Source organism: Acidovorax sp. SUPP2539 (assembly GCF_030158975.1).
Lineage (GTDB): Bacteria > Pseudomonadota > Gammaproteobacteria > Burkholderiales > Burkholderiaceae_C > Paracidovorax.
Window position 1 is genome coordinate 589,551 of record NZ_BQXJ01000004.1, and the last position, 21,943, is coordinate 611,493.

21 protein-coding genes are annotated in these 21,943 nt (G+C 67.5%); 15 read left to right on the forward strand and 6 right to left on the reverse strand.

Translation table 11 applies throughout. From position 1 onward, the window contains the following. Positions 1-7: 7 nt before the first annotated feature. Entirely contained in the window at positions 8-1,162 is a 1,155-nt protein-coding gene (locus AVTE2539_RS17355; RefSeq protein WP_272569420.1) for an L-talarate/galactarate dehydratase, read from the reverse strand. 58 nt (positions 1,163-1,220) lie between these two features. Then, entirely contained in the window at positions 1,221-2,180 is a 960-nt protein-coding gene (locus AVTE2539_RS17360; RefSeq protein WP_284412413.1) for a Bug family tripartite tricarboxylate transporter substrate binding protein, read from the reverse strand. A 304-nt stretch (positions 2,181-2,484) separates the two neighbouring features. Here AVTE2539_RS17360 and AVTE2539_RS17365 point away from each other — a divergent pair, with 304 nt between their 5' ends. Next, complete coding sequence (locus AVTE2539_RS17365; protein ID WP_284412415.1) at positions 2,485-3,492, forward strand: LacI family DNA-binding transcriptional regulator; 1,008 nt, start codon at positions 2,485-2,487, stop codon at positions 3,490-3,492. Positions 3,493-3,618: 126 nt separating this feature from the next. Beyond that, positions 3,619-4,281 carry a TetR/AcrR family transcriptional regulator gene (locus tag AVTE2539_RS17370; protein ID WP_284412417.1) on the forward strand — a complete coding sequence of 221 codons (663 nt, stop codon included), beginning with the start codon at positions 3,619-3,621 and terminating at the stop codon, positions 4,279-4,281. Positions 4,282-4,314: 33 nt separating this feature from the next. Here the strand turns inward: AVTE2539_RS17370 and AVTE2539_RS17375 are convergent, their stop codons facing one another. Then, complete coding sequence (locus AVTE2539_RS17375) at positions 4,315-5,073, reverse strand: DJ-1/PfpI family protein (RefSeq protein ID WP_284412418.1); 759 nt, start codon at positions 5,071-5,073, stop codon at positions 4,315-4,317. Between AVTE2539_RS17375 and AVTE2539_RS17380 the strand changes: the two genes are divergently transcribed. After that, positions 5,061-5,282, forward strand: coding sequence for a hypothetical protein (locus AVTE2539_RS17380; RefSeq protein WP_284412419.1), 222 nt, complete (start codon positions 5,061-5,063; stop codon positions 5,280-5,282). The two genes, AVTE2539_RS17375 and AVTE2539_RS17380, sit on opposite strands and share 13 nt — an antisense overlap. Before the next feature lie 192 nt (positions 5,283-5,474). Here the strand turns inward: AVTE2539_RS17380 and AVTE2539_RS17385 are convergent, their stop codons facing one another. The 3 genes from AVTE2539_RS17385 to AVTE2539_RS17395 form a co-directional block, all read right to left on the reverse strand. Beyond that, positions 5,475-7,379, reverse strand: a complete 1,905-nt coding sequence (locus AVTE2539_RS17385) for a multicopper oxidase family protein (protein ID WP_284412420.1) — start codon at positions 7,377-7,379, stop codon at positions 5,475-5,477. Positions 7,380-7,619: 240 nt separating this feature from the next. Beyond that, entirely contained in the window at positions 7,620-8,192 is a 573-nt protein-coding gene (locus AVTE2539_RS17390; protein WP_284400234.1) for a peroxidase-related enzyme, read from the reverse strand. A 50-nt stretch (positions 8,193-8,242) separates the two neighbouring features. Then, the gene (locus AVTE2539_RS17395; protein ID WP_284412421.1) at positions 8,243-8,950 is read right to left on the reverse strand and encodes an IclR family transcriptional regulator; all 708 of its coding nucleotides are present in this window, start codon (positions 8,948-8,950) and stop codon (positions 8,243-8,245) included. Positions 8,951-8,954: 4 nt separating this feature from the next. On the opposite strand from AVTE2539_RS17395, the gene AVTE2539_RS17400 reads away from it, so the two are divergent. The 12 genes from AVTE2539_RS17400 to AVTE2539_RS17455 all read left to right on the forward strand — a co-directional run bounded on the left by AVTE2539_RS17400 (position 8,955) and on the right by AVTE2539_RS17455 (position 21,883). Further along, positions 8,955-9,212 (forward strand): hypothetical protein, encoded by a 258-nt coding sequence (locus AVTE2539_RS17400; protein ID WP_284412422.1) that lies wholly within the window; start codon positions 8,955-8,957, stop codon positions 9,210-9,212. Then, positions 9,194-10,201, forward strand: coding sequence for a Bug family tripartite tricarboxylate transporter substrate binding protein (locus AVTE2539_RS17405; RefSeq protein ID WP_284400226.1), 1,008 nt, complete (start codon positions 9,194-9,196; stop codon positions 10,199-10,201). The genes AVTE2539_RS17400 and AVTE2539_RS17405 overlap by 19 nt, the downstream gene beginning before the upstream one ends. Positions 10,202-10,249: 48 nt before the next feature. Then, the gene (locus tag AVTE2539_RS17410; protein ID WP_284412423.1) at positions 10,250-11,158 is read left to right on the forward strand and encodes an amidohydrolase family protein; all 909 of its coding nucleotides are present in this window, start codon (positions 10,250-10,252) and stop codon (positions 11,156-11,158) included. A 19-nt stretch (positions 11,159-11,177) separates the two neighbouring features. Beyond that, the gene (locus AVTE2539_RS17415) at positions 11,178-12,197 is read left to right on the forward strand and encodes a Bug family tripartite tricarboxylate transporter substrate binding protein (protein WP_284412424.1); all 1,020 of its coding nucleotides are present in this window, start codon (positions 11,178-11,180) and stop codon (positions 12,195-12,197) included. A 61-nt stretch (positions 12,198-12,258) separates the two neighbouring features. Beyond that, a complete protein-coding gene (locus AVTE2539_RS17420) occupies positions 12,259-12,945 on the forward strand; it encodes an RraA family protein (protein ID WP_284412425.1) in 687 nt (228 codons plus the stop codon). After that, positions 12,942-13,880 (forward strand): NAD(P)-dependent oxidoreductase, encoded by a 939-nt coding sequence (locus AVTE2539_RS17425; protein WP_284412426.1) that lies wholly within the window; start codon positions 12,942-12,944, stop codon positions 13,878-13,880. The genes AVTE2539_RS17420 and AVTE2539_RS17425 overlap by 4 nt, the downstream gene beginning before the upstream one ends. A gap of 189 nt (positions 13,881-14,069) precedes the next feature. Then, positions 14,070-15,002, forward strand: a complete 933-nt coding sequence (locus AVTE2539_RS17430; protein ID WP_502868937.1) for a tripartite tricarboxylate transporter substrate binding protein — start codon at positions 14,070-14,072, stop codon at positions 15,000-15,002. Positions 15,003-15,110: 108 nt separating this feature from the next. After that, a complete protein-coding gene (locus AVTE2539_RS17435; RefSeq protein ID WP_284412428.1) occupies positions 15,111-16,070 on the forward strand; it encodes a Bug family tripartite tricarboxylate transporter substrate binding protein in 960 nt (319 codons plus the stop codon). A gap of 8 nt (positions 16,071-16,078) precedes the next feature. Beyond that, a complete protein-coding gene (locus AVTE2539_RS17440) occupies positions 16,079-16,981 on the forward strand; it encodes an amidohydrolase family protein (protein ID WP_284412429.1) in 903 nt (300 codons plus the stop codon). 73 nt (positions 16,982-17,054) lie between these two features. After that, a complete protein-coding gene (locus AVTE2539_RS17445) occupies positions 17,055-17,984 on the forward strand; it encodes an SMP-30/gluconolactonase/LRE family protein (protein WP_284412430.1) in 930 nt (309 codons plus the stop codon). 197 nt (positions 17,985-18,181) lie between these two features. Continuing rightward, entirely contained in the window at positions 18,182-20,437 is a 2,256-nt protein-coding gene (katG, locus tag AVTE2539_RS17450) for a catalase/peroxidase HPI (protein ID WP_284412431.1), read from the forward strand. Between the two features lie 165 nt (positions 20,438-20,602). Next, a complete protein-coding gene (locus AVTE2539_RS17455) occupies positions 20,603-21,883 on the forward strand; it encodes an NAD(P)/FAD-dependent oxidoreductase (protein ID WP_284412432.1) in 1,281 nt (426 codons plus the stop codon). Positions 21,884-21,943 lie beyond the last annotated feature (60 nt).

Here is a 21,943-nt window from a genome sequence, read left to right on the forward strand (position 1 = left end):
GCCGGGCTCACGCGCGGGTGCCGAACTCCGCTGTTTCGCGCGTCCAGCCGCGGGCCTGCTCGCTCAGGCTCAGGCCGAGGCCCGGGCGCGTGGGCACCATCATGCGGCCGTCGCGGATTTCCAGGCGCTCGTTGAACAGCGGCTCGAGCCAGTCGAAGTGCTCGACCCAGGGCTCGGTGGCATAGACCGCGCCCAGGTGCACGTGCAGTTCCATGGCGAAGTGCGGGCCCAGGCTCAAGCCCGCGTGCTCGGCCTGCGCGGCGATCTTGAGGAACGGGGTGATGCCCCCCACGCGGGGTGCATCGGGCATGAGGTAGTCGGCCGCGCGGTGGCGGATCAGCTCGCCGTGTTCGGCCGCGCTGGTGAGCATCTCGCCGGTGGCGATCGGCGTGTCGAACTGGGCGGCGAGCGCGGCGTGGCCTTCGAAGTCATAGGCGTCCAGCGGCTCTTCGATCCACACGAGGTTGAAGGGCTCGAAGACGCGGCACATGCGCTGCGCGGTGGGGCGGTCCCACTGCTGGTTGGCATCGACCATGATGGGCATGGCATCGCCCAGGTGCTTGCGGACCGCCTCCACGCGCTGGATGTCGAGCGCATGGTCGGGCTGACCCACCTTCAGCTTGATGCCGCCGATGCCGCGCTCGCGCGAGGCGCTGGCGTTGCGCAGTAACTGGTCCAGCGGTGTGTGCAGAAAGCCGCCCGAGGTGTTGTAGCAGCGCACCGAGTCGCGCTGCGAGCCCAGCAGCTTGGACAGCGACAGGCCTGCGCGACGCGCCTTGAGGTCGTACAGCGCCACGTCGAAGGCGCCCAGGGCCTGCACCGCCATGCCGCTGCGCCCCACCGACGCGCCGGCCCAGCAGAGCTTGGTCCACAGCCGGGAAATGTCGCTCGGGTCTTCGCCCAGCAGCGCCGGCGCGACCTCCCGGGCGTGCGCGAACTGCCCCGGCCCGCCCGCTCGCTTGGAGTAGCTGAAGCCCAGGCCCCGATGGCCGTCCTTGCTCTCGATCTCGGCGAACAGCATGGCGATCTCGGTCATGGGCTTTTGCCGGCCGGTCAGCACCTTGGCATCGCTGATGGGGTTGGCCAGGGGCAGATAGCACGACGAGATGCGGACCCAGGCGATGCTGTCGCTGGAAGAAGAGGGAGACGAGGAAGCGGTCATGGTGCAGTGCAGGTCATTCGGGCAAAACGGGGCGCAGGCCAGGCGGGGCGGATGGGGGTCAGTCGATCGAAATCTTTCCGGTCTCGATCACCTTCTTCCAGCGGGCGAACTCCTGCTGCTGGAAGGCGGCGAACTGCTCGGGCGTGTTGGTGACCATCTCGAAGCCGATCGACGTGAACTGCTCGCGCACCTTCGGGTCCTTGAGCGCCTCGACGAAGGCGGCATGGGCCTTTTCACGCACGGCGGGTGGCAGCCCCTTGGGTGCGACGATGGCCTGCCAGGAAGCGACCTCGACATTGGGCACACCCGCTTCGGCCAGCGTCGGCACGTCGGGCAGCACCGGCGAGCGCTTGGCGCTGGTGATGGCCAGCGCGCGCATCTTGCCGGCCTTGATGTATTGCGACACGGCGTTGATGTTCTGGAACGAGGCATCCACCTGACCGCCGATCAGGTCGGTGTGGGCCGGTGCGCCGCCCTTGTAGGGAATGTGCACGCCCTTGGTGCCCGTCTGCTGCCAGAACAGCTCGGCGGTCAGGTGGTCGCTCGAGCCGTTGCCGGCCGAGGCGAAGCTCATCTTGCCGGGGTTGGCTTTCTCGTAGGCGATGACGTCCGCCACCGTCTTGTGCGGAGAGTTGGCCGGCACCACCAGCACGTTGGGCGACTGCACCGCCACAGTGATCAGGTCGAAGCCATGCAGCGCGTCGTACTGCAGGCCCTTGAGCAGGTGCGGCACGATGACCAGCGGGCCCAGGGAGGTCACGAGGAAGGTGTAGCCATCGGGGGCGGCCCGCTGCACGAACGTGGCGCCGATCGTTCCGGTGGCGCCGGGCTTGTTGTCCACCAGGAAGGACTGCTTGAACTTCTCGGTCAACCGGGGCCCCACGGCGCGTGCGACCTGGTCGGTCGAGCCGCCGGGCGGGAAGGGCACGACCAGGGTCACGGGTTTTTCGGGCCAGGCCTGTGCCTGGGCGCCGAAGGCCAGAATGCCGAGGGAAATGGCTGCCAGGAATCGTTTCATGATTTGTCTCCTTGGTGGAAATGCAAACGTTGTCATTTTTGGATGGAGGGAAAGTCACCGCCAAAAACGTTACAGGATCGACATTTTTTTATGATTTTTTCAGGTGTGCTGTGTACGCGCATTGGAAATGATATCGTTGTCATTTCCTGTCGGCAAGCTTTTCTGCTGGGGGTTTTCCCCTTGTCCGGGACTGCCGCTGGCGTCCCTAAGGGGTCCTGGAATGCCGCTATGCACCGGCGACGGGCGGTGGCGTGGAATGCGGTATGGTCCTCGTCTTTCGCCCGACCGGTGTGCTCCGAAACCCATGAACGCCCCTTCCAACTTCAAGGCGGCCACGCTTCACGACGTGGCCAAGGCCGCTGGTGTGTCGTTGATCACCGCCTCGCGTGCGCTGAGCAATCCGGGGGTGGTGTCCGAGAAGACAAAGGCCCGGGTGCAGCAGGCCGTCGAGGCGACGGGCTACATCCCCAACCTGCTGGCGGGTGGGCTCAAGTCTCGCCGCAGCCTGATGGTGGCGGCCGTGGTTCCGGCGCTGTCGGTGTCGCAGTTCCTGCCCACCGTGCAAAGCCTGACGACCACGCTGGCTGCCGAGGGGTACCAGCTCATCCTGGGTCAGACCGCCTACGACGCCGAGCGCGAAGAGGTCGTGCTGAACACCATGATCGGCCGCCAGCCCGACGGGCTGGTGATGACCGGGCTGGTGCAATCGCAGCGCGCGCGAGATCGGCTGCGCCGATCCGGCATTCCCGTGGTGGAAACCTGGGACCTGAGCGACCGCCCCGTGGACATGGTGGTGGGCTTTTCGCACCTGAAAGTGGGCAGCGCGGTGGCGGGGTTCTTTCTGTCCCGGGGCTGGCAGCGCGTGGGAATTGCCACGGGCGGCGACCACCGTGCCATGCTGCGCCGCGAAGGTTTCGTCGCCACCCTGGGGCGGGACGTGCCGACCGCCACGGTGCCCGCACCCAGCAGCCTGGCGCTGGGGCGAAGGGCCCTGGCGGAGCTGCTGGAGCAAGAGCCGCGGCTGCAGGCCGTGTCGTGCAGTTCGGACACGCTGGCGCACGGCGTGCTCGTCGAGGCCGCGGCCCGCGGCCTGCGGGTGCCGCAGGACCTCGCCATTTGCGGCTTTGGCAATGCCGACTTCAGCGAGCACATGCTGCCTTCGATCACCACTGTGCATGTCGATGGCCCGGAGATCGGCCGGCTGGCGGCGCAACTGGTCATCGACCGTTGCCGGGGCAACGCGGGCCCGCGCACCATCTTTGATCTGGGCTTTCGCCTGATCGAGCGGCAATCGACGGCATCCGCCGGCTGAAGGGGCGGATGGTTGGGGCCAGGTGACGCTGGCACCCTTGCCGCCGCCACCGTTTCTGAGCACCATTCACATTCAGTTTCCAGGGCGTGGCCCTGCCGTGCCGCGCCCACCGCTCGAAAGCCGTCTTTGAAGAAATCTCCATCCTCCGACAGCTCCTCCGGCATGCGCCGCCAGCCCACGCAGGCGCGGGCGCGCCAGACCATCGAGGCCATCTTCGGCGCCACCGCCCAGATCGTGGAAAAGGAAGGCGAGGAGGGCATCACCACCAACAAGGTCGCGCAGATGGCGGGCTTTTCCATCGGCACGCTCTACCAGTATTTCCCCTCGAAGGAGGCCATCGTGCTGGCCATGGTGGAGCGCGAGCGCAACCGCGTGCAGCAGCAATTGCGCGAGCTGTTGGACGAGGCCGTGGCCCAGCGGCGTGAGGTGCGGGCCGTGCTGCGCGACGTGGTACGGCTGTTGGTGGCGGCCTTCGGCACCGGCGGCCATTTGCGGGTTCGGCGCGGCATGGTGCGGCTGGGCTGGCGCATCGACCACCACGACCGCGTGACGGCCGCGTTGCGCGAAGGGGCGGAGCGCAATGCCCTGGCGCTGGCCCGCCTGATCGAGGTGGGCGATACCTCGGTGCGCGCTCCCACGCCGGCCATGATGTTCGTTGCCACGCGCGCCATCATGGGCGCCATCCGCAGCGCCGCGCTGGAGGACTCGCCCCTGCTGGGCCAGCCCGCGTTCGAGGACGAACTGGTGCGCATGCTGTGGGGCATGTTGCGCGCCGACGCGGGGGATTAGCGCCACCCCCTTTTGTTGCCGTCGGCAGAGGACTCAGGAAGAAGGCACAGCAGCCTGCTGGGGGTAGAAGATGGGTTGCGCCGGATCACGGTGCCAGTCGTACTCGGCGGCGAGGGCGGCCGTTTCGGCCACGGCACGGCCGGCCAGGCGAGCGACCAGGTGCCAGGCCATGTCGGTCCCTGCGGACACGCCCGCCGAGGTCACGTACTTGCCCGCATCCACCCAGCGCGAAACGTTGTCCCACAGCACCGCGGGACCGAAACCCGCCACCCAGCCGAAGGCCTGGTGGTTGGTGGCGGCCGGCCGCCCATCCAGCAGGCCGGATCGCGCCAGGATGGCCGCGCCGGTGCAGACCGAAGTGACCACGGCCACGTGCTGGTCCATGGCCTGCACCCATTGCAGCAAGGCCTGGACGGCGGCGGTGTCCGGGTCCATCAGCAAGGTGCCGACCCCTTGTCCGCCGGGGATCATGAGCAGGTCCAGCGGCTGCTCCAGCGCCTCGTCGCGGAACAGATCCGGCGCCACGCGGGGGCCGTTGAAGCTGGCCACCGGCGCGGGAACCGGCGTGGGGGTGGCACCGTTCGCGGCCGGCCTGCACTCGTTGGAGATCAGCACGATCTGGAACGGCAGGGCCGGCGCATCGGCATAGGAGGTGCCGATGAAGCGCGCGATGGAAAACGCCTCGATGAAACCCCACACGTCGAGCGGCTCGAACTGGGGAAACACCAGGATCCCGATGCGTTGGGTGCGTGGAAAGGCCGTGGCAGGTGTGGAATGGGATGCTGCAGGCATGGTCATTTGGTGGGAAAGAGTTCAATGGCAAGGTCGGCTCGCCCGCCCTCGTGGGGGCTGCCGTCGATGGGAAAACCGATCAGCAGGCAGACCGGCTGCCCCGCCGGGGGCAGGAGGGCATCACCTGCCACGGAGACGAGAAACCGCTGGCTGCGCTGTGGCTGCGCCGCGGTGAAGGCGCGCAGTGGGTGCACCGCGAAGCGCGGTGATCTCCCGTCGGCCACGCGCGTTCCCGGACGGGCAGATGCGGTCGATGTTGCCGGTGCATCCTGAAGATCAGGTCCCTCGGGGCATCAGGCCCGAGAACGTGGTGATGGCCGGCGGCGACCGCGGTTTCCAGTGCGTTTCTCTTGCTGATCATGTGGAGGTTCTCCGGTGTCGGGGGGCGTCGGGCCGTGAGGTCAGTGGTGGCCCTTGCTGGCCCCGCCAGCGCCGTCCGGCAGGGCCACCCGCACGATCTGCATCATTCCCTGGTCTTCGTGGTCCAGGATGTGGCAGTGCAGCACGTAGTCCCCGATGTAACGCTGGTAGCGCGTTCGCACGATCAGCGTGTACTTGCCGTTGGGCTTTTCCTTGGTCGCGATGTTCTTGACCCAGAGCGTGTCTTTCCACACGCCCTTGAGCGCGCGGTATTGCGGGTCGACGGTGCCGTCCGCCTTGTCGTCGCCGTCCGGTCCGGACACGTCCTTGCCGTCCGGGTCGAGGATCTTGACGATCTGGAACGGGTTCACATGGATGTGGAACGGGTGGCTCACGAAGTCCGATTGCAGCGTCCATTCATCCACCCCGCCCAAGGTCAGCACGCGGTCGATGCGGTTCGGATCGAAGGGCTTGCCGTTCACCTGGAACTGGATCGGCTGGGCGTTCAGGTCGATGTTGAATGCGAGGGTCTGCGTGCCCGTGACTTCGCTGTCCTGCACGGTGGGGTGGGGCACGAAGCTGGTGAGCTTCAGTCCATCCTTCAATTCAGCGCTGACCTGGGCCCGCACGTCCGAGGGCAGGTTGACGGCGGCAGCCGCGGCCAGTTCCGCCGCAAGGTACGCCGAAATGTTCTGCGGAACGGGATTGCCGGGGGCGACCTTGCTCACGGTGCCGAGCAACTGGCGCGACGGGGGCGCCTGGTTCACGCTGGCCGAAGCGGGTGAGGCGGCGTCGATCACGCAGTAGTCGCCCGCCTCGGGAAACACCATCAAGGTGTCCCAGCGGTAGGCCGGCTGATACACCGTCTGCGTGCTGGGGATCGCCGCAGCGGTGGTCAGCCCGTCGGCTGCGATCAGGTGCTGGGGCAGCGGGGCGCCCGTGCAATTTTGTTCGATATAGGCATCGTGCTCGCTGGCGCGCAGCGCCTGTGCGCTGCGTGCGCCCGGCCGCAGCTTGCGAAACTCCAGGTTGATGGTGTCGCGCACGCCGCCATGGATGGTGCGCCAGCGCTCGATCTGCCCGGCCTTCGCGCCCTCGAAGGTGGGCAGCACCTCGCCGTTGATGCTGGTGTAGCGCCCGGAGGCAGGCCAGGACCCGGGGCCGAACTGGTCCTTGTCTTCCTTGTCCACGGCCTTGTAGTGCTCGATGCCGCCGACGTCGCCTTCGTTGCAGCGGTAGGTTCCGTCCGGGTTGAACTGGATGCGGTTGTTCTTGTCGCGGCAGGCGTACTGGATCTGCTGCAGCACCAGCACCCGTTCCTTGAACGATTGGCGGGCGGTGGGCCGCAGCAGGGTGTCCACATCGCCCGTCTGCGTGGGGGTGGGCGGCCGGTCGCCGCGGATGACGAGGGCACCCGCCATGCCGCTAGCCACCTGCAGCGCGGTGGAGCCATGGCGGTGCGTGTGGTACCAGAAGGTACCGGCGGGATGGTCCGAGGGAATGTTGTACTCGTACTCGAAGCTTACCGTTGGGTTGATGGAGATCAGCACGTTGTCGCCATTGCCTGCTGGGTTCACCCACAGGCCGTGGGTGTGCAGGTTGGTCCCGTTGAAGCAGTGCGGCGTATTGACCCCGTCGGTGAACGTGATGCAGCTCGGGTCGGGCGGCAACTGGTTGTTCAGGCGGATGCGGATGGTGTCGCCGGGGCGGATCTCCAGCATGGGCGAGACGAAAGGCGCCTTGGGATCGACGCGGGTGCCCTGGTAGCTGCGCAGGCGCACCTTGTCAAAGCGCTGCTCGGCCGGGTTCCAGAGCTTGCCGTCGGTGTAGACGACGTTCAGGTCCAGCGAGGCTTCGTGGGACACCGCGCGCGTAGCCGGGCCCGCTGCGAGTTGGAGCCTGCGAGGCGCCTTGCGCTGCAGTTCCAGCAGGGGTGGGTTGGACACCTGCCGCGGGGTGTCTGACTGGGCCTGTGCGGGCAGTGCGGCGGTGCACGCCAACGCAACGGCAAAGGCTGTTGCAGACGCGGATGCGCACGCATTCCGAAACGCGAGTTCCATGGTTTTCCTCCCCCTCTTGCGGGTATTGCAAAGCCGAGGCGGCTGCTGGCTGCAGCTCTTGCCGTGTGATTGCTTTGTCCCAGTATGGCGGAGGCGCCTGGGGCGGGTCAACGCATTTCGACGGGGCTATTTTTGGCGCGGCACGCGGCCCATCAGGTAGAACTCGGGATTGGGCTGCATGCCCGCGAAGCTGGCCATGCGGTTCGACAGGCCGAAGAACGCGGTGATGGCCGCGATGTCCCAGATGTCCTCGTCGTCGAAGCCGTGGGCGTGCAGGGCGGGGAAATCCGTTTCCTCGATGGCATGCGACTGGCTGCACACCTTCATCGCGAAGTCGAGCATGGCCCGCTGGCGCGGGCTGATGTCGGCCTTGCGGTAATTGACCGCCACCTGGTCGGCCACCAGCGGCTTCTTTTCGTAGATGCGCAGAAGGGCACCGTGCGCGACCACGCAGTAGAGACACTGGTTGGCGGCGCTGGTCGTGGTGACGATCATCTCGCGTTCGCCCTTGGTCAGGCTGCCTTCCTCCTTGAGCATCAAGGCGTCGTGGTAGGCGAAAAACGCACGCCATTCGGCGGGTCGCCGCGCAAATGCCAGGAACACGTTCGGCACGAAGCCGGCCTTTTCCTGCACTTCGAGAATGCGGGTGCGGATGTCGTCGGGCAGGGCGGCGAGGTCGGGGAAGGGGTAGCGGCTCAAGGGTTGTCTCCGTTGTGTTGTGGCTGGCGCGAATAGCCGCCTGCAACTTATCACGGATGCCACTGGGTCGCGCGCATCCCTGTGGAGGAGGGTGGCGCTGAACTGCCCGCCAGCGCATAGGACAGCCGTGTGGCCGCTGCAGTGACCGTCTTGGCCAGCGTCTGCAGACGGGCTTCGGGCAGGCGTGATTCCGGCCCCGATATGCACACCGAGCCCATCAGCCGCCAATGCATGCCGAACACGGGCGCAGAGACGGTGGCCACACCGTGCTCCCGCTCGCCGATGGACCAGTGGTAGCCACGCTGGCGGATGTCTTCGTAGTCCGCGCCGGGCTCGCCCGAGAACGCCAGGATCACGCGGCCCGGCGAGCCCTTGTCGAGCGGCAGGCCTTCACCCATGCGGGCATGGTGGCGCAGCGCCTGCGGGCCCTCCACCCGCACGAGGCAGGTGCGCACATTGCCTTCACGCACATAGAACGCCGCGCTTTCGCCCGTGGCCTGGGTGAGCTCGCGCAAGGCAGGCTCCAGCACGTTCTGCACGTCGAACCCGGCCTGGTAGCGCGCTCCCAGCCAGCCCGCCGCCGGCCCGAGGCGCCAGTCACCGTCCTCGCGCTGCACCATGAAACCGGACTGCGCCAGCGTGCGCGCCAGGCGCAGCACGGTGGTCTTGTGCAACCCGCAGCGGCGGCTCAGCTCTGCGAGCGGCAGATGCGATTCGCCCAGGGAGAACGCTTCAAGCAACTGGAGGGCGCGTGTCACGGCGATGACCCCGACGGTTTCTTTCGCGGTGGCCGAAGAGGAGGGTGTCGGGGCGGCGGGTGCTGCCTCGCCAGGCCCCTGCGGCGCTGCGGAGGAGGCCTTTGGCCTGCCGCTTGTTGCGTTGCTCATGGTGCAATATGTTTCGCTGTATGAAACTGTATTGTATGCGTTGAAACGTTTTCGTAAAGTCTTGGCAACGCCTGAGAACAAGGCGCGACAGGTCCATCACAACGGAGACAAACCATGCCAACTTTCTCGCTGACCCGGCGCGCCCTGGGCGCACCTTTGTCCATCGCCCTGCTGGGCATCACGGCACTGGCCTTTTCCGCCGGCACTGCGCAAGCGCAATCCGGCTACCCGAACAAGCCGATCCGCCTGATCGTGCCGTTCCCGCCCGGCGGCGGCACCGACATGATCGCGCGCACCGTGGCGCAGAAGCTGACCGAGCAGCACAAGTGGAACGTGGTGGTGGACAACCGCCCTGGGGCGGGCGGCAACCTGGGTGTGGATGCCGTGGCCAAGTCGGCGCCCGATGGCTACACGCTGGTGATGGGGCAGACCAGCAACCTGGCCATCAACCCCTCGCTGTATGCCAAGCTGCCCTACGACCCCTTGAAGGATCTGGTCCCGGTGGCGCTGGTGTCGTCGGCCCCCATCGTGATGGCCGCGCCCGCCAACTCGCCTTACAAGACGTTCGCCGATGTGGTCGCCGCCGCCAAGGCCAAGCCGGACGGCATCACGTTGGGTTACTCCGGCAACGGCACCGTCGCCCATCTGGCCGGTGAACTGGCAGAGAACGCCGCCGGCATCAAGTTGCGCCACGTGCCTTACAAGGGCGCGGCCCAGGCCATGACCGACCTGGTGGGCGGGCAGATCGACCTGTACATGTCGGCCGTGCCCACGCTGCTGGGGCAGGTGCGCAATGCCAAGCTGCGTGCAGTGGTGATCACGTCGCTCAAGCGATCCGACCAGTTGCCGCAGACGCCCACGCTGGCCGAGTCGGGCTACAAGGATTTCGAGGCCGCTTCCTGGTATGGCGTGCTGGCACCGGCCGGCACGCCCGCCCCCATCGTGCAGCAGTTGAACAAGGCCATCAACCAGGCGCTGGCGCAGCCCGACGTGGCGGAAAAGCTCCGCTCCGAAGGCGGTGACGTGCTGGGCGGCACTCCCGAAAAGTTCGGTGCTCTGCTGAAGTCCGAAGTGCCCCGTTGGGCCAAGATCGTCAAGGATTCGGGCGCCAGCCTGGATTGACGCGGCGCCCTGCAAAGCCCCGTTTCCCACGCCCATCGAGCCCTCGCCATGCACCGCGAAAGCTTTGCCACGCCTGTGCGTTTCTCGGCCGGTAGCGCCGCGCCGCGCACGGTGCTGCCGAAAGACGCCTGCGACTGCCACGTGCATGTCTATGACGGCCGCTTTCCCGCGGCACCGGGCGCCAGGCTGCTGCCGCCGGACGCCTCGGCGCAGGACTACCGCGCGCTCCAGCATCGCATCGGCACCGCGCGCACCGTGCTGGTCACGCCCTCGACGTATGGCACCGACAACCGCTGCATGCTCGAAGGCCTGGCGGCGCTGGGCCCGCAGGCGCGCGGCGTGGCCGTGATCGACGGCCACGAGAGCGACGCCCAACTGCAGCGCCTGCATGACGCCGGCGTGCGCGGCGCACGCCTGAACCTGTCGCTCGGCGTGTCTGGCACCGTGCAATCGTTGACGCCGCTGGCCTGCCGCATCGCGCCGCTGGGCTGGCACCTGCAATTGCTGATGGCCCCAGATCTGCTGGCGGCGCAGGGCGAGGTGCTGCGCCGGCTGCCCGTTCCATTGGTCTTCGACCACTTCGGCCGCATTTCGCCGGCGCAGGCCGGGCAACACCCCGCACACGCGCTGCTGCAGGACCTGCTGCAGCGCGGACAGGCGTGGATCAAGCTGTCCGGCGGCTACATCGTGAGCGAACGCCAATCGACCGAAGACCCCGCCCTCGATGCGCTGGCCGCGAGTTACCTGCGCTGCGCGCCCGAGCGCGTGGTCTGGGGCAGCGATTGGCCTCACGCCACCGCATCGTCCGGTGCGCACCCCATGCCGGACGACGCGCGACAGGTGGATCGGCTCGTCGACTGGGCCGGCCAGAGCGGCGATGCGGCCACCCTGCATCGCGTGCTGGTGGACAACCCCGCCGCGCTGTACGGCTTCACGCCGCCTTCCTCCTTTGCCTGACTAAACAAGAGACAAGCCCATGACCACCTCGATCCCTTCCTCTCCGAAGACCCGCCTCGCACGCCGCAGCCTGCTGGCCGCTGCAGGCGCCGCGCTGCTCGGCCCGTTGCTCACCCGCCCCGCGCTGGCCCAGGGCGACTGGCCCGCCGGCAAGATCATCACCTGGGTGGTTCCGTACCCGCCGGGCGGCAGCACCGATGTGCTCGGCCGCAACGTGGCGCAGCGCGTCGGCGCGGCACTGGGCACGAACGTGATCGTGGACAACAAGGCCGGTGCCACGGGCACCATCGGCGCGGCGTTCGTCGCCAAGGCGCCGCCGGATGGCTACACCCTGCTGGGCACTTCCATCGGTCCCCAGGCCATTGCGCCGCACCTCATGGGGAGACTGCCCTATGACCCGATCGCCGGTTTCGAACCCGTGATCACCATCGGCACCATTCCGCACATCCTCGTGGTCGGAGCCAACCAGCCGTTCAAGACCCTGGCCGATCTGGTGGCTGCGGCCAAGGCGCAGCCGGGCAAGCTAGCCTTCGCCTCCGGCGGCAACGGCACCATCCTGCAGATGCAGGGGGAGTTGCTGCAGCAGCAGACGGGCGCGCGCTTCATCCACGTGCCGTACAAGGGCGACACCCCGGCGCTGCAGGACACGCTGGCCGAACAGGTGCAATTCATGTTCGCGCCTGCCGCCGCTGCATTGCCGCACGTGCAGGCGGGCAAGCTGCGTGCGCTGGCCGTCACGTCGGCGCAGCGCTTGAAGTCCCTGCCGACCGTGCCCACCATGGGCGAGGTCGGCATGAAGGACTTCGTCGTGGAGCAGTGGCAGGCCGTCTTCGCACCGGCCAAGACGCCTTCCGCCATCGTGCAGCGCCTGAACCAGGAGATCGGCAAGGCGCTGAAGGACCCGGGCGTGGCCGCGCTGGCCGACAAGCTGGGCGTGACGCTGGTCGGCGGCACGCCCCAGCAGCTGGGCGACCTGCAGAAGGCCGACTCCGCCAAGTGGGCCAAGGTCATCCAGGACGGAAACATCAAGGCCGAGTGAGCTCGCTGCAGGCCAACGTTTTCTTCCGTTTTTCTTTTTCCCCCAACTCACTGGAACCACCATGAGCCAACTCCCAGAAGTCATCCGTGACATCGAGCGCGTCAGCGCCGAGGTCGTCGCCAAGGCCGCGACCTTCCAGGCCGCCATCCTGGCCGATGTGGCCGGACGCCGCGGCACCCTGCATGCCCGCGTGGCGCCCGTCCACCAGGACATGAAGGTGGCCGGCCCGGCCTTCACGGTCGAAGTGCGCCCGGGCGACAACCTGATGATCCACGCGGCCATCGCGCTGGCGAAGCCGGGCGACGTACTGGTCATCGACGGCAAAGGCGACCAGACCGCCGCGCTCATGGGCACGCTGATGCTCAGCGCCTGCAAGAAGATCGGCCTCGCCGGCGTGATCGTGGACGGTGCGATCCGCGACAAGCTGGAACTGCTGGAACTCGGTTTCCCGGTGTTTAGCGCCGGCTTCAATCCGGCCGGCCCCACCAAGTACGTGCCGGGCCGCATCAACCATCCCATCTCGGCCGGCGGCGCAGTGGTGAACCCGGGCGACCTGGTGGTGGGCGATGCCGATGGCGTGGTGGTCATCGAGCGTGCCAAGGCGCCCGCCATGATGGCGCTGGCCGACAAGAAGGCGGCCGATGAGGCCGCGCGCATCGAGGCGATCGCCCGTGGCGATACGGCCTCCAAATGGCTGCCCGCCGCGCTGCGCGCCGCCGGCGTGCTAAAGGAAGGGGAATCGCTGTGAGCGCCATCCTCGTGACCGGCGCCGACCTGGCGCAGCAGGCACTCGATCTGCTTCAGGATTTCGAGATCGTCTATGCCGGCAAGACACCCACCGAAGACGACCTGGTGGCGCTGTGCCAGCAGCATGACCCGGTGGCCATCATCGTGCGCTACGGCAAGGTGGGCGCCGCCGTGATGGATGCGGCGCCATCGCTCAAGGTGATCTCCAAGCACGGCAGCGGCACCGACACCATCGACAAGGTGGCCGCCAAGGACCGTGGCGTAGAGGTCGTGGCCGCTGCGGGTGCCAACGCCGCGGCGGTGGCCGAGCAGGCGCTGGCCCTGTTGCTGGCCTGTGCCAAGTCGGTGGTGCAACTCGATGCCCGCATGCACGCCGGCCACTGGGACAAGGCCACGCACAAGAGCCTGGAGCTGGGTGGGCGCACGGTGGGCCTCGTGGGCCTGGGCGCCATTGGCCTGCGCTTCGCCAGGATGGCCGATGCGCTGGGCATGCGCGTGATCGGCTTCGATCCCTTCGCCAAGGACCTGCCGGCCTGTGTGCAGAGCGTGGACCTGGAGACGATCTGGCGCGAGTCCGACGCGATTTCACTGCACTGCCCGCTGACCGACGAGAACCGCGGCATGCTGAATGCGGCCACGCTGGCACAGTGCAAGCGCGGCGTGATCGTGGTGAACACCGCGCGCGGCGGACTCATCGACGAAGCCGCCCTGCTGGCTGCCGTGCGATCGGGCCAAGTGATGGCAGCGGGCCTGGACAGCTTCTCCGTGGAGCCGATGGCGGCCAACCACCCGTTCCAGGGCGAGCCACGCTGCATCCTGAGCCCGCACATCGGCGGCGTGACGGGCGATGCCTACGTGAACATGGGCGTGGGGGCTGCCAAGAACCTGCTGGAGGTGTTGGCCCGCGCCCCGGCTGCCGTTGCCGCAGCCTCGTAACCAAGACCCAAGACCGGGCACGCCAGCGTTGCGTGTCCGCTTTTCCCCGACCGGTGTGGGATGCCGGTTGCGCCACAACAAGAAGCCACCGCCAGTGCGGCCCCTGACAGGAGACATTCAATGAGCGAGAGTTTCGAAACCAGAAGGCTGGCAGCGCCGGTGCGCAAGGCGCTGGCGGTTGCGCTGTGCATGGTGTCCGCCACCTGTTTCGCGCAGGCCGGTGGCTATCCTTCCAAGCCCGTGAAGCTGGTGGTGGGATTTGCGGCAGGCGGCCCCACCGACGTGGTGGCCAGGGCGTTTGCTGACCATGCCAGCCGCGCGCTGGGCCAGCCATTCATCATCGACAACAAGCCGGGTGCCAACACCATCCTGGCTGCACAGGCGGTGGCCAGCGCGCCGGCCGATGGCTACACGCTGCTGTTCGGTGCGACCAACCACACAATGATTCCCGGGCTGTACAGCAACCGGGTGAAGTTCGATGCGGTGCGCTCCTTCCGTCCGCTGTGCACGGTGGCGACCAGCCCGACGGTGCTGGTGGTCGGGCCGGGCCTGCCGATGAAGTCGCTGGCCGATTACATGGCCAAGGCCCGCAAGGAGCCCGGCCGCATCACTGCCGGAACGGCTGGCATCGGCAGCTCGGGCCACTTCGCGACCGAGATGTTCGCCCGCGCCAATGGCCTGCAGCTCAACCATGTGCCTTACAAAGGCGCCGCACCGGTGGTGACGGACCTGATGGGCGGCCAGCTCGACAGCTCCTTCGCCACGCTGGGCTCGGTCCTGCCGCAGATCCGCAGCGGCAAGCTGGCGGCGTTGGCGGTGGCGTCTCCACAGCGTTCCGGCCTGCTGCCCGACGTCGCCACCTTCGCGGAATCGGGGGGTGGCAACTACTCGGCCGACGCATGGTACGGCGTGCTGGCGCCCGCCGGCGTTCCCGAGCCGGTCGCGCAAGCGCTGGAACGCGTGGCCGCTGACTTCGCCAGGAGCGAGGCTGCTGCCGAAAAACTGCGTGGCCTGGGATTGGACGCCGAGTCCACCTGTGGCGCTGCCTTCGTGGCGCGGGTCGGGCGTGAAGTGGCCACCTATACGCAGATTGCCCTCGACCTGAATCTCAAGGCCGACTGACCACCGGCGTGCCTTCCAACGCAACTGTCCTGGGCCCGGGCCGCGTGGCTCGCGGCGGGTTGCGGTTGCTTTTTCTCTGTCGCTTTGCCATTCGAACCAGGAGACCTCATGCGTGCTTTTGTCATCTCCCCCCTGATCGCCGCCTGCGCCCTTGCCGCCACCGTGGCACAGGCCGCTTTCCCGGACCGTCCGATCACGATCGTCGTGCCCTACGCCCCGGGTGGTGCTGCCGATGCCGTGGCCCGTGTGCTGGCCACGCGCATGGGCGCCCGGCTGGGTGCCAGCGTGATCGTGGACAACAAGGCCGGCGCCAGCGGCACGATCGGCGCGAGCTATGTGGCCAAGGCCACTGCCGACGGCTACACCATGCTGTACGACGCCACGCCGTATTCCATCAATCCGCACCTGTTCCCCAAGATGCCTTACGCCAGCACGGCGTTGCAGCCGCTGTCCCTGGTGCTGCTGGCTCCGAACGCGCTGATCGTGAAGGCCGACTCGCCCTTCAAAAACGTGAACGACCTGATCGCCAAGGCGAAAGCCGAGCCTGGCAAGCTGAACTTCGCGTCGGGCGGCAGCGGCACCGTGCAGCGGCTGGCGGCGGAGCTGTTCCGCCAGAAGCTGCAACTGGACATGGTGCATGTGCCCTACAAGAGTGGTGGTCCCGCCATCGCTGATGTGATGGGCGGGCAGGTGGACTTCATGTTCGGCACCATCGCGGCCTCGTACCCGCTGGTGTCGGGTGGCAAACTGCGTGCACTGGCGGTATCGGCCCCCGAGCGGTCCAAGCGCCTGCCCGATGTGCCCACGGTGGCCGAGACCGTCATTCCCGGCTATGAGGCCTATGAATGGAACGGCGTGTTCCTGCCCGCGGGCACACCCGAGCCGGTGGCCGCCAAGCTGCAGCAGGCACTGGTCGAGGTGCTGAAGGAAGACGAGGTGAAGCAGCGCCTCGCGGACCTGGGCGCCCAGGCGATCGGTTCCACGCCCACGGAGTTCGTCACCTTCCTCAAGAAGGAAGACGCCAAGTGGGGCGAGGTGGTGCGCAAGGGCGACATCAAACTGGACTGACGGCCACCATGCACCTGCCTGCGATTCCCGCACCAGTGCCTCATTCCGTGGGGGTGAGCCGCCCGTCGCGCTTGCTGCCCGCGATGGCATGCGACAGCCACATGCACATTTTCGATCCGCGCTTTGCACCGTCGGTGCACTGGAAGCGCTTGCCGCCCGATGCGCCGGTGGCGGCCTACCGGCGGCTGCAGCGGCGCCTGGGCACGGCGCGTTCGGTGGTGGTGACGCCTTCCACCTATGGCACGGACAACGCCTGCACGCTGGATGCCCTGGAGCAGCTCGGCGACACCGCGCGGGGCGTGGCGGTCGTGGGCGCGGGCGTGAGCAATGCCGAACTGGGACACCTGGCCGCGCGCCGCGTGTGCGGCCTGCGGGTGAACTTCGTATCGCCGCAGTCCTGGGGTGCGACCACCCCCGAGATGCTCACCACGCTGGCGATCCGGGTCGCGCGCCATCCGCACTGTGGTGGCTGGCACATCCAGGTCTTCGCGGATGCGGAGCAGATCGTCGCACTGCGGCCGGTGCTGCAGGCGTTGCCCGTGCCGCTGGTGATCGACCATCTGGGCCGCATCGACCCGGCCGAAGGCCCGTCGGCCCAGGCCTACGGCGTGCTGTGCCGGCTGCTCGACGGGGGCAACACCTGGGTCAAGCTCTCCGGCGCCTACATGCGTTCCACGGTGCGAGGCCCGAGCTACGCCGACACGCTGCCTCTGGGGCGCGCGCTGGTGCAGGCCGCGCCCGAGCGGCTGGTGTGGGGCAGTGACTGGCCCCACACCACCGAGCCGCCCGGCACTGTGAACGATGCCGATCTGGTGGATCTGCTGCACGCCTGGACAGGGTCGCAGGCCGCGGCGATGGACCGAATCCTGGTGGACAACCCTTCGCAGCTGTACGGGTTCGAAGCCGTTTGAAAATCGCATTCCGTTTCCCGCCCTGGCCCAGCATTTCGCCGGGACGGGTCCTTCTTCAAAGAAAGCCGATCCCATGTTCTTGCTACAGGCCCCACAGGTCCGTGAACTGGAGCCGTTCACCTCGTTGCCCGATGCGTTCCGGCGCCCGGCGCGCAGCGCATGGGCCGATGCCAACCGCGGCGGCACCATCACCGATTCATTTCTTGAAGGCCCGGTGTTCGATACCGCCGGCCACCTGTACGTGACCGACATTCCATGGGGGCGCATCTTCCGCATCGACCCGCAGGGCGGCTGGAGCCTGGTCGCGGAGTACGACGGTGAACCCAATGGCATGAAGTTCCTGGACGCCGGCACGTTGCTTATCACCGATTACAAGAACGGCCTAGTGCGACTGGATGTGGCGAGCGGCACCGTCACGCCTTACCTGGAGCGCCGCAACAGCGAGCGCTTCAAGGGCGTGAACGATCTGGTGTTCGATGCTGAAGGCAATCTTTACTTCACCGACCAGGGCCAAAGTGGCCTGCACGACCCGTCGGGCCGCCTTTACCGCCTGCGTCCGAACGGCCAGCTCGATCTGCTGCTGAATAACGTACCCAGTCCCAACGGCGTGGCGTTGTCGCCAGATGGCCGTGTGCTGTACCTGGCCGTGACACGTGGCAATTGCGTCTGGCGCGTCCCGCTGTTGCCCGACGGGAGCGTGGCCAAGGTGAGCCAGTTCTTCACCTCCTATGGGCCGAGCGGCCCGGACGGACTGGCAGTGGATGCGCAAGGCCGTTTGCTGGTGGCCAATCCCGGCCTTGGCTGGGTCTGGGTGCTCAACGGCCGGGCCGAGCCGGTGCAGGTGCTGCGCGGTGTGGCGGGAAGCTCCACCACCAACATGGCGTTCGGCGGAGCCGACCTGGCCAAGCTCTATGTGACCGATTCCACCCACGGGCGCATCCTGTGTACCAGCATGGACGCACCGGGGCTGCCACTGCACGCCGGCGCAGCGCTCGGCGGCTGATCTGCCAGAGCCAGGAGGCGGGGCAGGGCGTGGAGTGGAAAACCATGCGCCGCCCGCTTGCCGCGCGCTCTTTTATGAGGGTTCGGTCATGGCTGATCATTTCGAAAAACTATTCCAGGCATGTGATTAATTGCCTTTTCCGGCGGGAGCCTTTTCTCTAGCATTCACCCATCAATCAGCCGCAAGAGGAGTGCCCCATGAGCCAAGAGACCAAGTGCCCGTTCCATGCCGCCGCCGTCAATGGTGGAACCCTCAACAAGGACTGGTGGCCCAACCAGTTGCGCGTGGATCTGCTGCACCAGCATTCGTCCAAGTCCGACCCCCTGGGCGGCAGCTTCAACTACGCCGAAGAGTTCAAGAAGCTCGACTACGAAGCCCTGAAGAAAGACCTGCGCGCGCTCATGACCGACTCGCAGGACTGGTGGCCGGCCGACTTCGGACACTACGGCCCGCAGTTCATCCGGATGGCGTGGCACGCCGCCGGCACCTACCGCACGGGCGACGGCCGTGGCGGTGCGGGCCGTGGGCAGCAGCGCTTCGCGCCGCTCAACAGCTGGCCCGATAACGTCAACATCGACAAGTCGCGCCGCCTGCTCTGGCCCATCAAGCAAAAGTACGGTCAAAAAATTTCCTGGGCCGACCTGTTGGTACTGACCGGCAACGTCGCGCTGGAAACCATGGGCTTTCGGACCTTCGGTTTCGCCGGCGGCCGCGAAGACACCTGGGAACCCGACCTGGACGTGTACTGGGGCAGCGAGAAGACGTGGCTCGGTGGCGACGCCCGCTACGGCAAGGGCACCCCGGGCGACGGCACGCTGGTGGCCGACCCTGCCATGCACGGCCAGGAAACCGACCGCACGGACAGCCAGGGGCGGAACCTGGAAAACCCCCTCGCAGCGGTCCAGATGGGCCTGATCTACGTGAACCCGGAAGGCCCCGAAGGCAATCCGGACCCGATCGCCGCCGCGCACGACATCCGCGAAACCTTCGGCCGCATGGCGATGGACGACGAGGAAACCGTGGCCCTGATCGCCGGCGGCCACACCTTCGGCAAGACCCATGGGGCCGGCGCGGCCGACCATGTGGGCGCCGAGCCCGAAGCCGCAGGCATCGAGCAGCAGGGCCTGGGCTGGGCCAGCAGCTTCGGCTCCGGCAAGGCCGGCGATGCGATCACCAGCGGCCTGGAGGTGACCTGGACCACCACGCCCGCGCAGTGGAGCAACAACTTCTTCGAGAACCTGTTCAAGTACGAATGGGAACTCACCAAGAGCCCAGCCGGCGCGCATCAATGGCAGGCCAAGAACGCTGAAGCCATCATCCCCGACGCGCACGACCCCGCCAAGAAGCGCCTGCCGACCATGCTGACCACCGACCTGTCACTGCGCATGGACCCGGCCTACGAAAAAATCTCGCGCCGTTTCCTGGACAACCCCCAGGCCTTCGCCGAAGCCTTCGCGCGGGCCTGGTTCAAGCTCACGCACCGCGACATGGGGCCGCGCGCGCGCTACCTCGGCCCCGAAGTGCCGAAGGAAGTGCTGATCTGGCAAGACCCCGTTCCCGCGGTGGACCATCCGCTGGTCGAGGCGTCCGATGTGGCGGCCCTCAAGGCGCAGGTCCTGGCCTCCGGCTTGTCGGTGTCCGAACTGGTGGGCACGGCCTGGGCTTCGGCCTCCACCTTCCGCGGTTCGGACAAGCGCGGCGGCGCCAATGGCGCCCGCATCCGCCTGGCGCCGCAAAAGGACTGGGACGCCAACCAGCCGGCGCAACTGGCCCGGGTGCTGCAGGTGCTCGAAGGCATCCAGAGCGACTTCCATCGCGGCGCTGCGGGTGGCAAGCGTATCTCGCTGGCCGACCTGATCGTGCTGGCGGGGGCCGCAGGCGTGGAGCAGGCGGCCCAGAGCGCGGGCTTCGAGGTCACGGTGCCGTTTTCCCCCGGCCGTACCGACGCGCGGCAGGACCAGACCGATGTGGAATCGTTCGCCGTGCTCGAACCCGTGGCAGACGGTTTCCGCAACTACCAAAAGCGCCGCTACAGCGTGCCTGCCGAAGTGCTGCTGATCGACAAGGCCCAGTTGCTGACGTTGACAGCGCCCGAGTTGACGGTGTTGGTCGGCGGGCTGCGTGCGATCAACATCAATGCCAATGAAACCCGCCATGGTGTCCTGACCGCAACGCCCGGCGCGCTCACCAACGACTTCTTCGCCAACCTGCTCGATATGGGCACACAGTGGGAGGCCTCGGCCCAGGACCCAGGGGTGTTCGAAGGCCGCGACCGCAAGACTGGCGAGGTCAAGTGGACCGGCACGCGCGTGGACCTGGTGTTCGGCTCCAACGCACTGCTGAGGGCGCAGGCCGAGGTGTATGCCGGGGCCGACGCCAAGCGCAAGTTCGTGGACGACTTCGTGGCGGCCTGGACCAAGGTCACTGAACTCGATCGCTTCGATCTGGCCTGACCTGCCGCGCCGGATCTGCGGAGCCGGCGCGCTTTCTCCGGAAAAGCCCGCGTCTTCGATGCCGCGGGCTTTTTCGCATCCGCGTGCGGCAAAGGAGCCCTTTTGGGCGCGAGGAAGGCCCGCGCGCCCTAAACTTGCTGCATCGCACAAAAAGCGGGAGATGGAATGCATTTCGACATCGTGATCGTTGGCGGCGGCGCGGGCGGCCTGGAATTGGCGGCACGCCTCGGGCGGGGCCTGGGGCCCCGGGTAGGGCGTGAGAAGGTGCTGCTGGTCGACCGCAGCCCTTTCCACATCTGGAAGCCCACGCTGCACGAGGTGGCCGCCGGCACGCTCGATGCGCACCAGGAAGGGCTGTCCTACACCGTGCTGGCCCGGCGCAACCATTTCAGTTTTGCCATGGGCGAGATGGCGGCCCTCGACACCGAGCGCAAAGGCATCACCTTGTCCGAGATTCGCGATGCGCAGGGTGAAGCCGTGGTGCCCCGGCGCACTGTGAGCTACACACGCCTGGTGCTGGCGATCGGCAGCGGCTCCAATGCCTTCGGCACGCCCGGCGTGGAGCACGCCTACCTGCTGGAGAACGTGCGCGATGCGCAGCGTTTCCATTCCGACTGGCTGGCCGCGTGCGCCCGCGCCTCGTTCTCCGAGAGCCGTGCGCTGGGCGTGGCCATCGTGGGCGGTGGAGCGACCGGGGTCGAGTTGTCGGCCGAACTGCTGGAGGCCCATGCCGAACTGCAGGAAAGCATGGGCGACGGCCAGCGCTTTCGGCTCGACATCACCCTGGTGGAAGGCGGCCCGCGCATCCTGGGCGGCCTGCCAGAAAAGATATCGGCCCAGGCCCGGCTGGCGCTGGAGCGCAAGCAGGTCAACGTGCGCACCGGCACGCGTGTGACCGAGGTGCGCCGTGGCGCGCTGGTCACCTCCGAAGGCAGCATTCCCGCCGAAATGATCGTCTGGGCCGCGGGCATCAAGGCCGCCGATGCCAACGCCCGCATGGGGCTGGCCGTGAACGGCCTGAACCAGTTCGTGGTGGACGACCGTCTGCGCACCTCGGTGCCCGGCGTCTATGCCTTCGGCGACTGCGCCGCCTGCCCGTGGGAGGGTGGCAAGACCGTGCCGGCGCGGGCCCAGGCCGCGCACCAGCAAGCCGACTACTTGGCCAAGGTGCTGAGTGCGATGCTGCGCGAGCGCGAGGTGACCGAGGCATTCGTGTACCGCGACTTCGGCTCGCTGGTGTCGCTGGGCGATAACAAGGGCGTGGGCAACCTCATGGGCGGCCTGATGGGACGCAACTTCTTCGTGGAAGGCCTCATCGCGAAGTGGATGTACATCTCCTTGCACTTGAACCACCACCGGGCCATCCTGGGCCTGGGCAAGACGGCCGTGCTCGCCCTGGCGCGGCTGCTGCAGCAGCGCGTGTCCGGACGGCTGAAACTCCACTGAGCGCGTGGGTTCAGCCGGGCGGGGCAGGCATGCCGGTTCCGCCCCGACTGCCCGCCACCG

Coding starts and splice junctions, on each gene's coding strand:
- AVTE2539_RS17355 (WP_272569420.1), bottom strand. CDS start 1,162: ATGACCGCTTCCTCGTCTCCCTCTTCTTCCAGCGACAGCATCGCCTGG.
- AVTE2539_RS17360 (WP_284412413.1), bottom strand. CDS start 2,180: ATGAAACGATTCCTGGCAGCCATTTCCCTCGGCATTCTGGCCTTCGGC.
- AVTE2539_RS17365 (WP_284412415.1), top strand. CDS start 2,485: ATGAACGCCCCTTCCAACTTCAAGGCGGCCACGCTTCACGACGTGGCC.
- AVTE2539_RS17380 (WP_284412419.1), top strand. CDS start 5,061: ATGCTGCAGGCATGGTCATTTGGTGGGAAAGAGTTCAATGGCAAGGTC.
- AVTE2539_RS17375 (WP_284412418.1), bottom strand. CDS start 5,073: ATGCCTGCAGCATCCCATTCCACACCTGCCACGGCCTTTCCACGCACC.
- AVTE2539_RS17400 (WP_284412422.1), top strand. CDS start 8,955: ATGACCCCGACGGTTTCTTTCGCGGTGGCCGAAGAGGAGGGTGTCGGG.
- AVTE2539_RS17405 (WP_284400226.1), top strand. CDS start 9,194: ATGCCAACTTTCTCGCTGACCCGGCGCGCCCTGGGCGCACCTTTGTCC.
- AVTE2539_RS17410 (WP_284412423.1), top strand. CDS start 10,250: ATGCACCGCGAAAGCTTTGCCACGCCTGTGCGTTTCTCGGCCGGTAGC.
- AVTE2539_RS17415 (WP_284412424.1), top strand. CDS start 11,178: ATGACCACCTCGATCCCTTCCTCTCCGAAGACCCGCCTCGCACGCCGC.
- AVTE2539_RS17420 (WP_284412425.1), top strand. CDS start 12,259: ATGAGCCAACTCCCAGAAGTCATCCGTGACATCGAGCGCGTCAGCGCC.
- AVTE2539_RS17430 (WP_502868937.1), top strand. CDS start 14,070: ATGGTGTCCGCCACCTGTTTCGCGCAGGCCGGTGGCTATCCTTCCAAG.
- AVTE2539_RS17435 (WP_284412428.1), top strand. CDS start 15,111: ATGCGTGCTTTTGTCATCTCCCCCCTGATCGCCGCCTGCGCCCTTGCC.
- AVTE2539_RS17440 (WP_284412429.1), top strand. CDS start 16,079: ATGCACCTGCCTGCGATTCCCGCACCAGTGCCTCATTCCGTGGGGGTG.
- AVTE2539_RS17445 (WP_284412430.1), top strand. CDS start 17,055: ATGTTCTTGCTACAGGCCCCACAGGTCCGTGAACTGGAGCCGTTCACC.
- katG (WP_284412431.1), top strand. CDS start 18,182: ATGAGCCAAGAGACCAAGTGCCCGTTCCATGCCGCCGCCGTCAATGGT.
- AVTE2539_RS17455 (WP_284412432.1), top strand. CDS start 20,603: ATGCATTTCGACATCGTGATCGTTGGCGGCGGCGCGGGCGGCCTGGAA.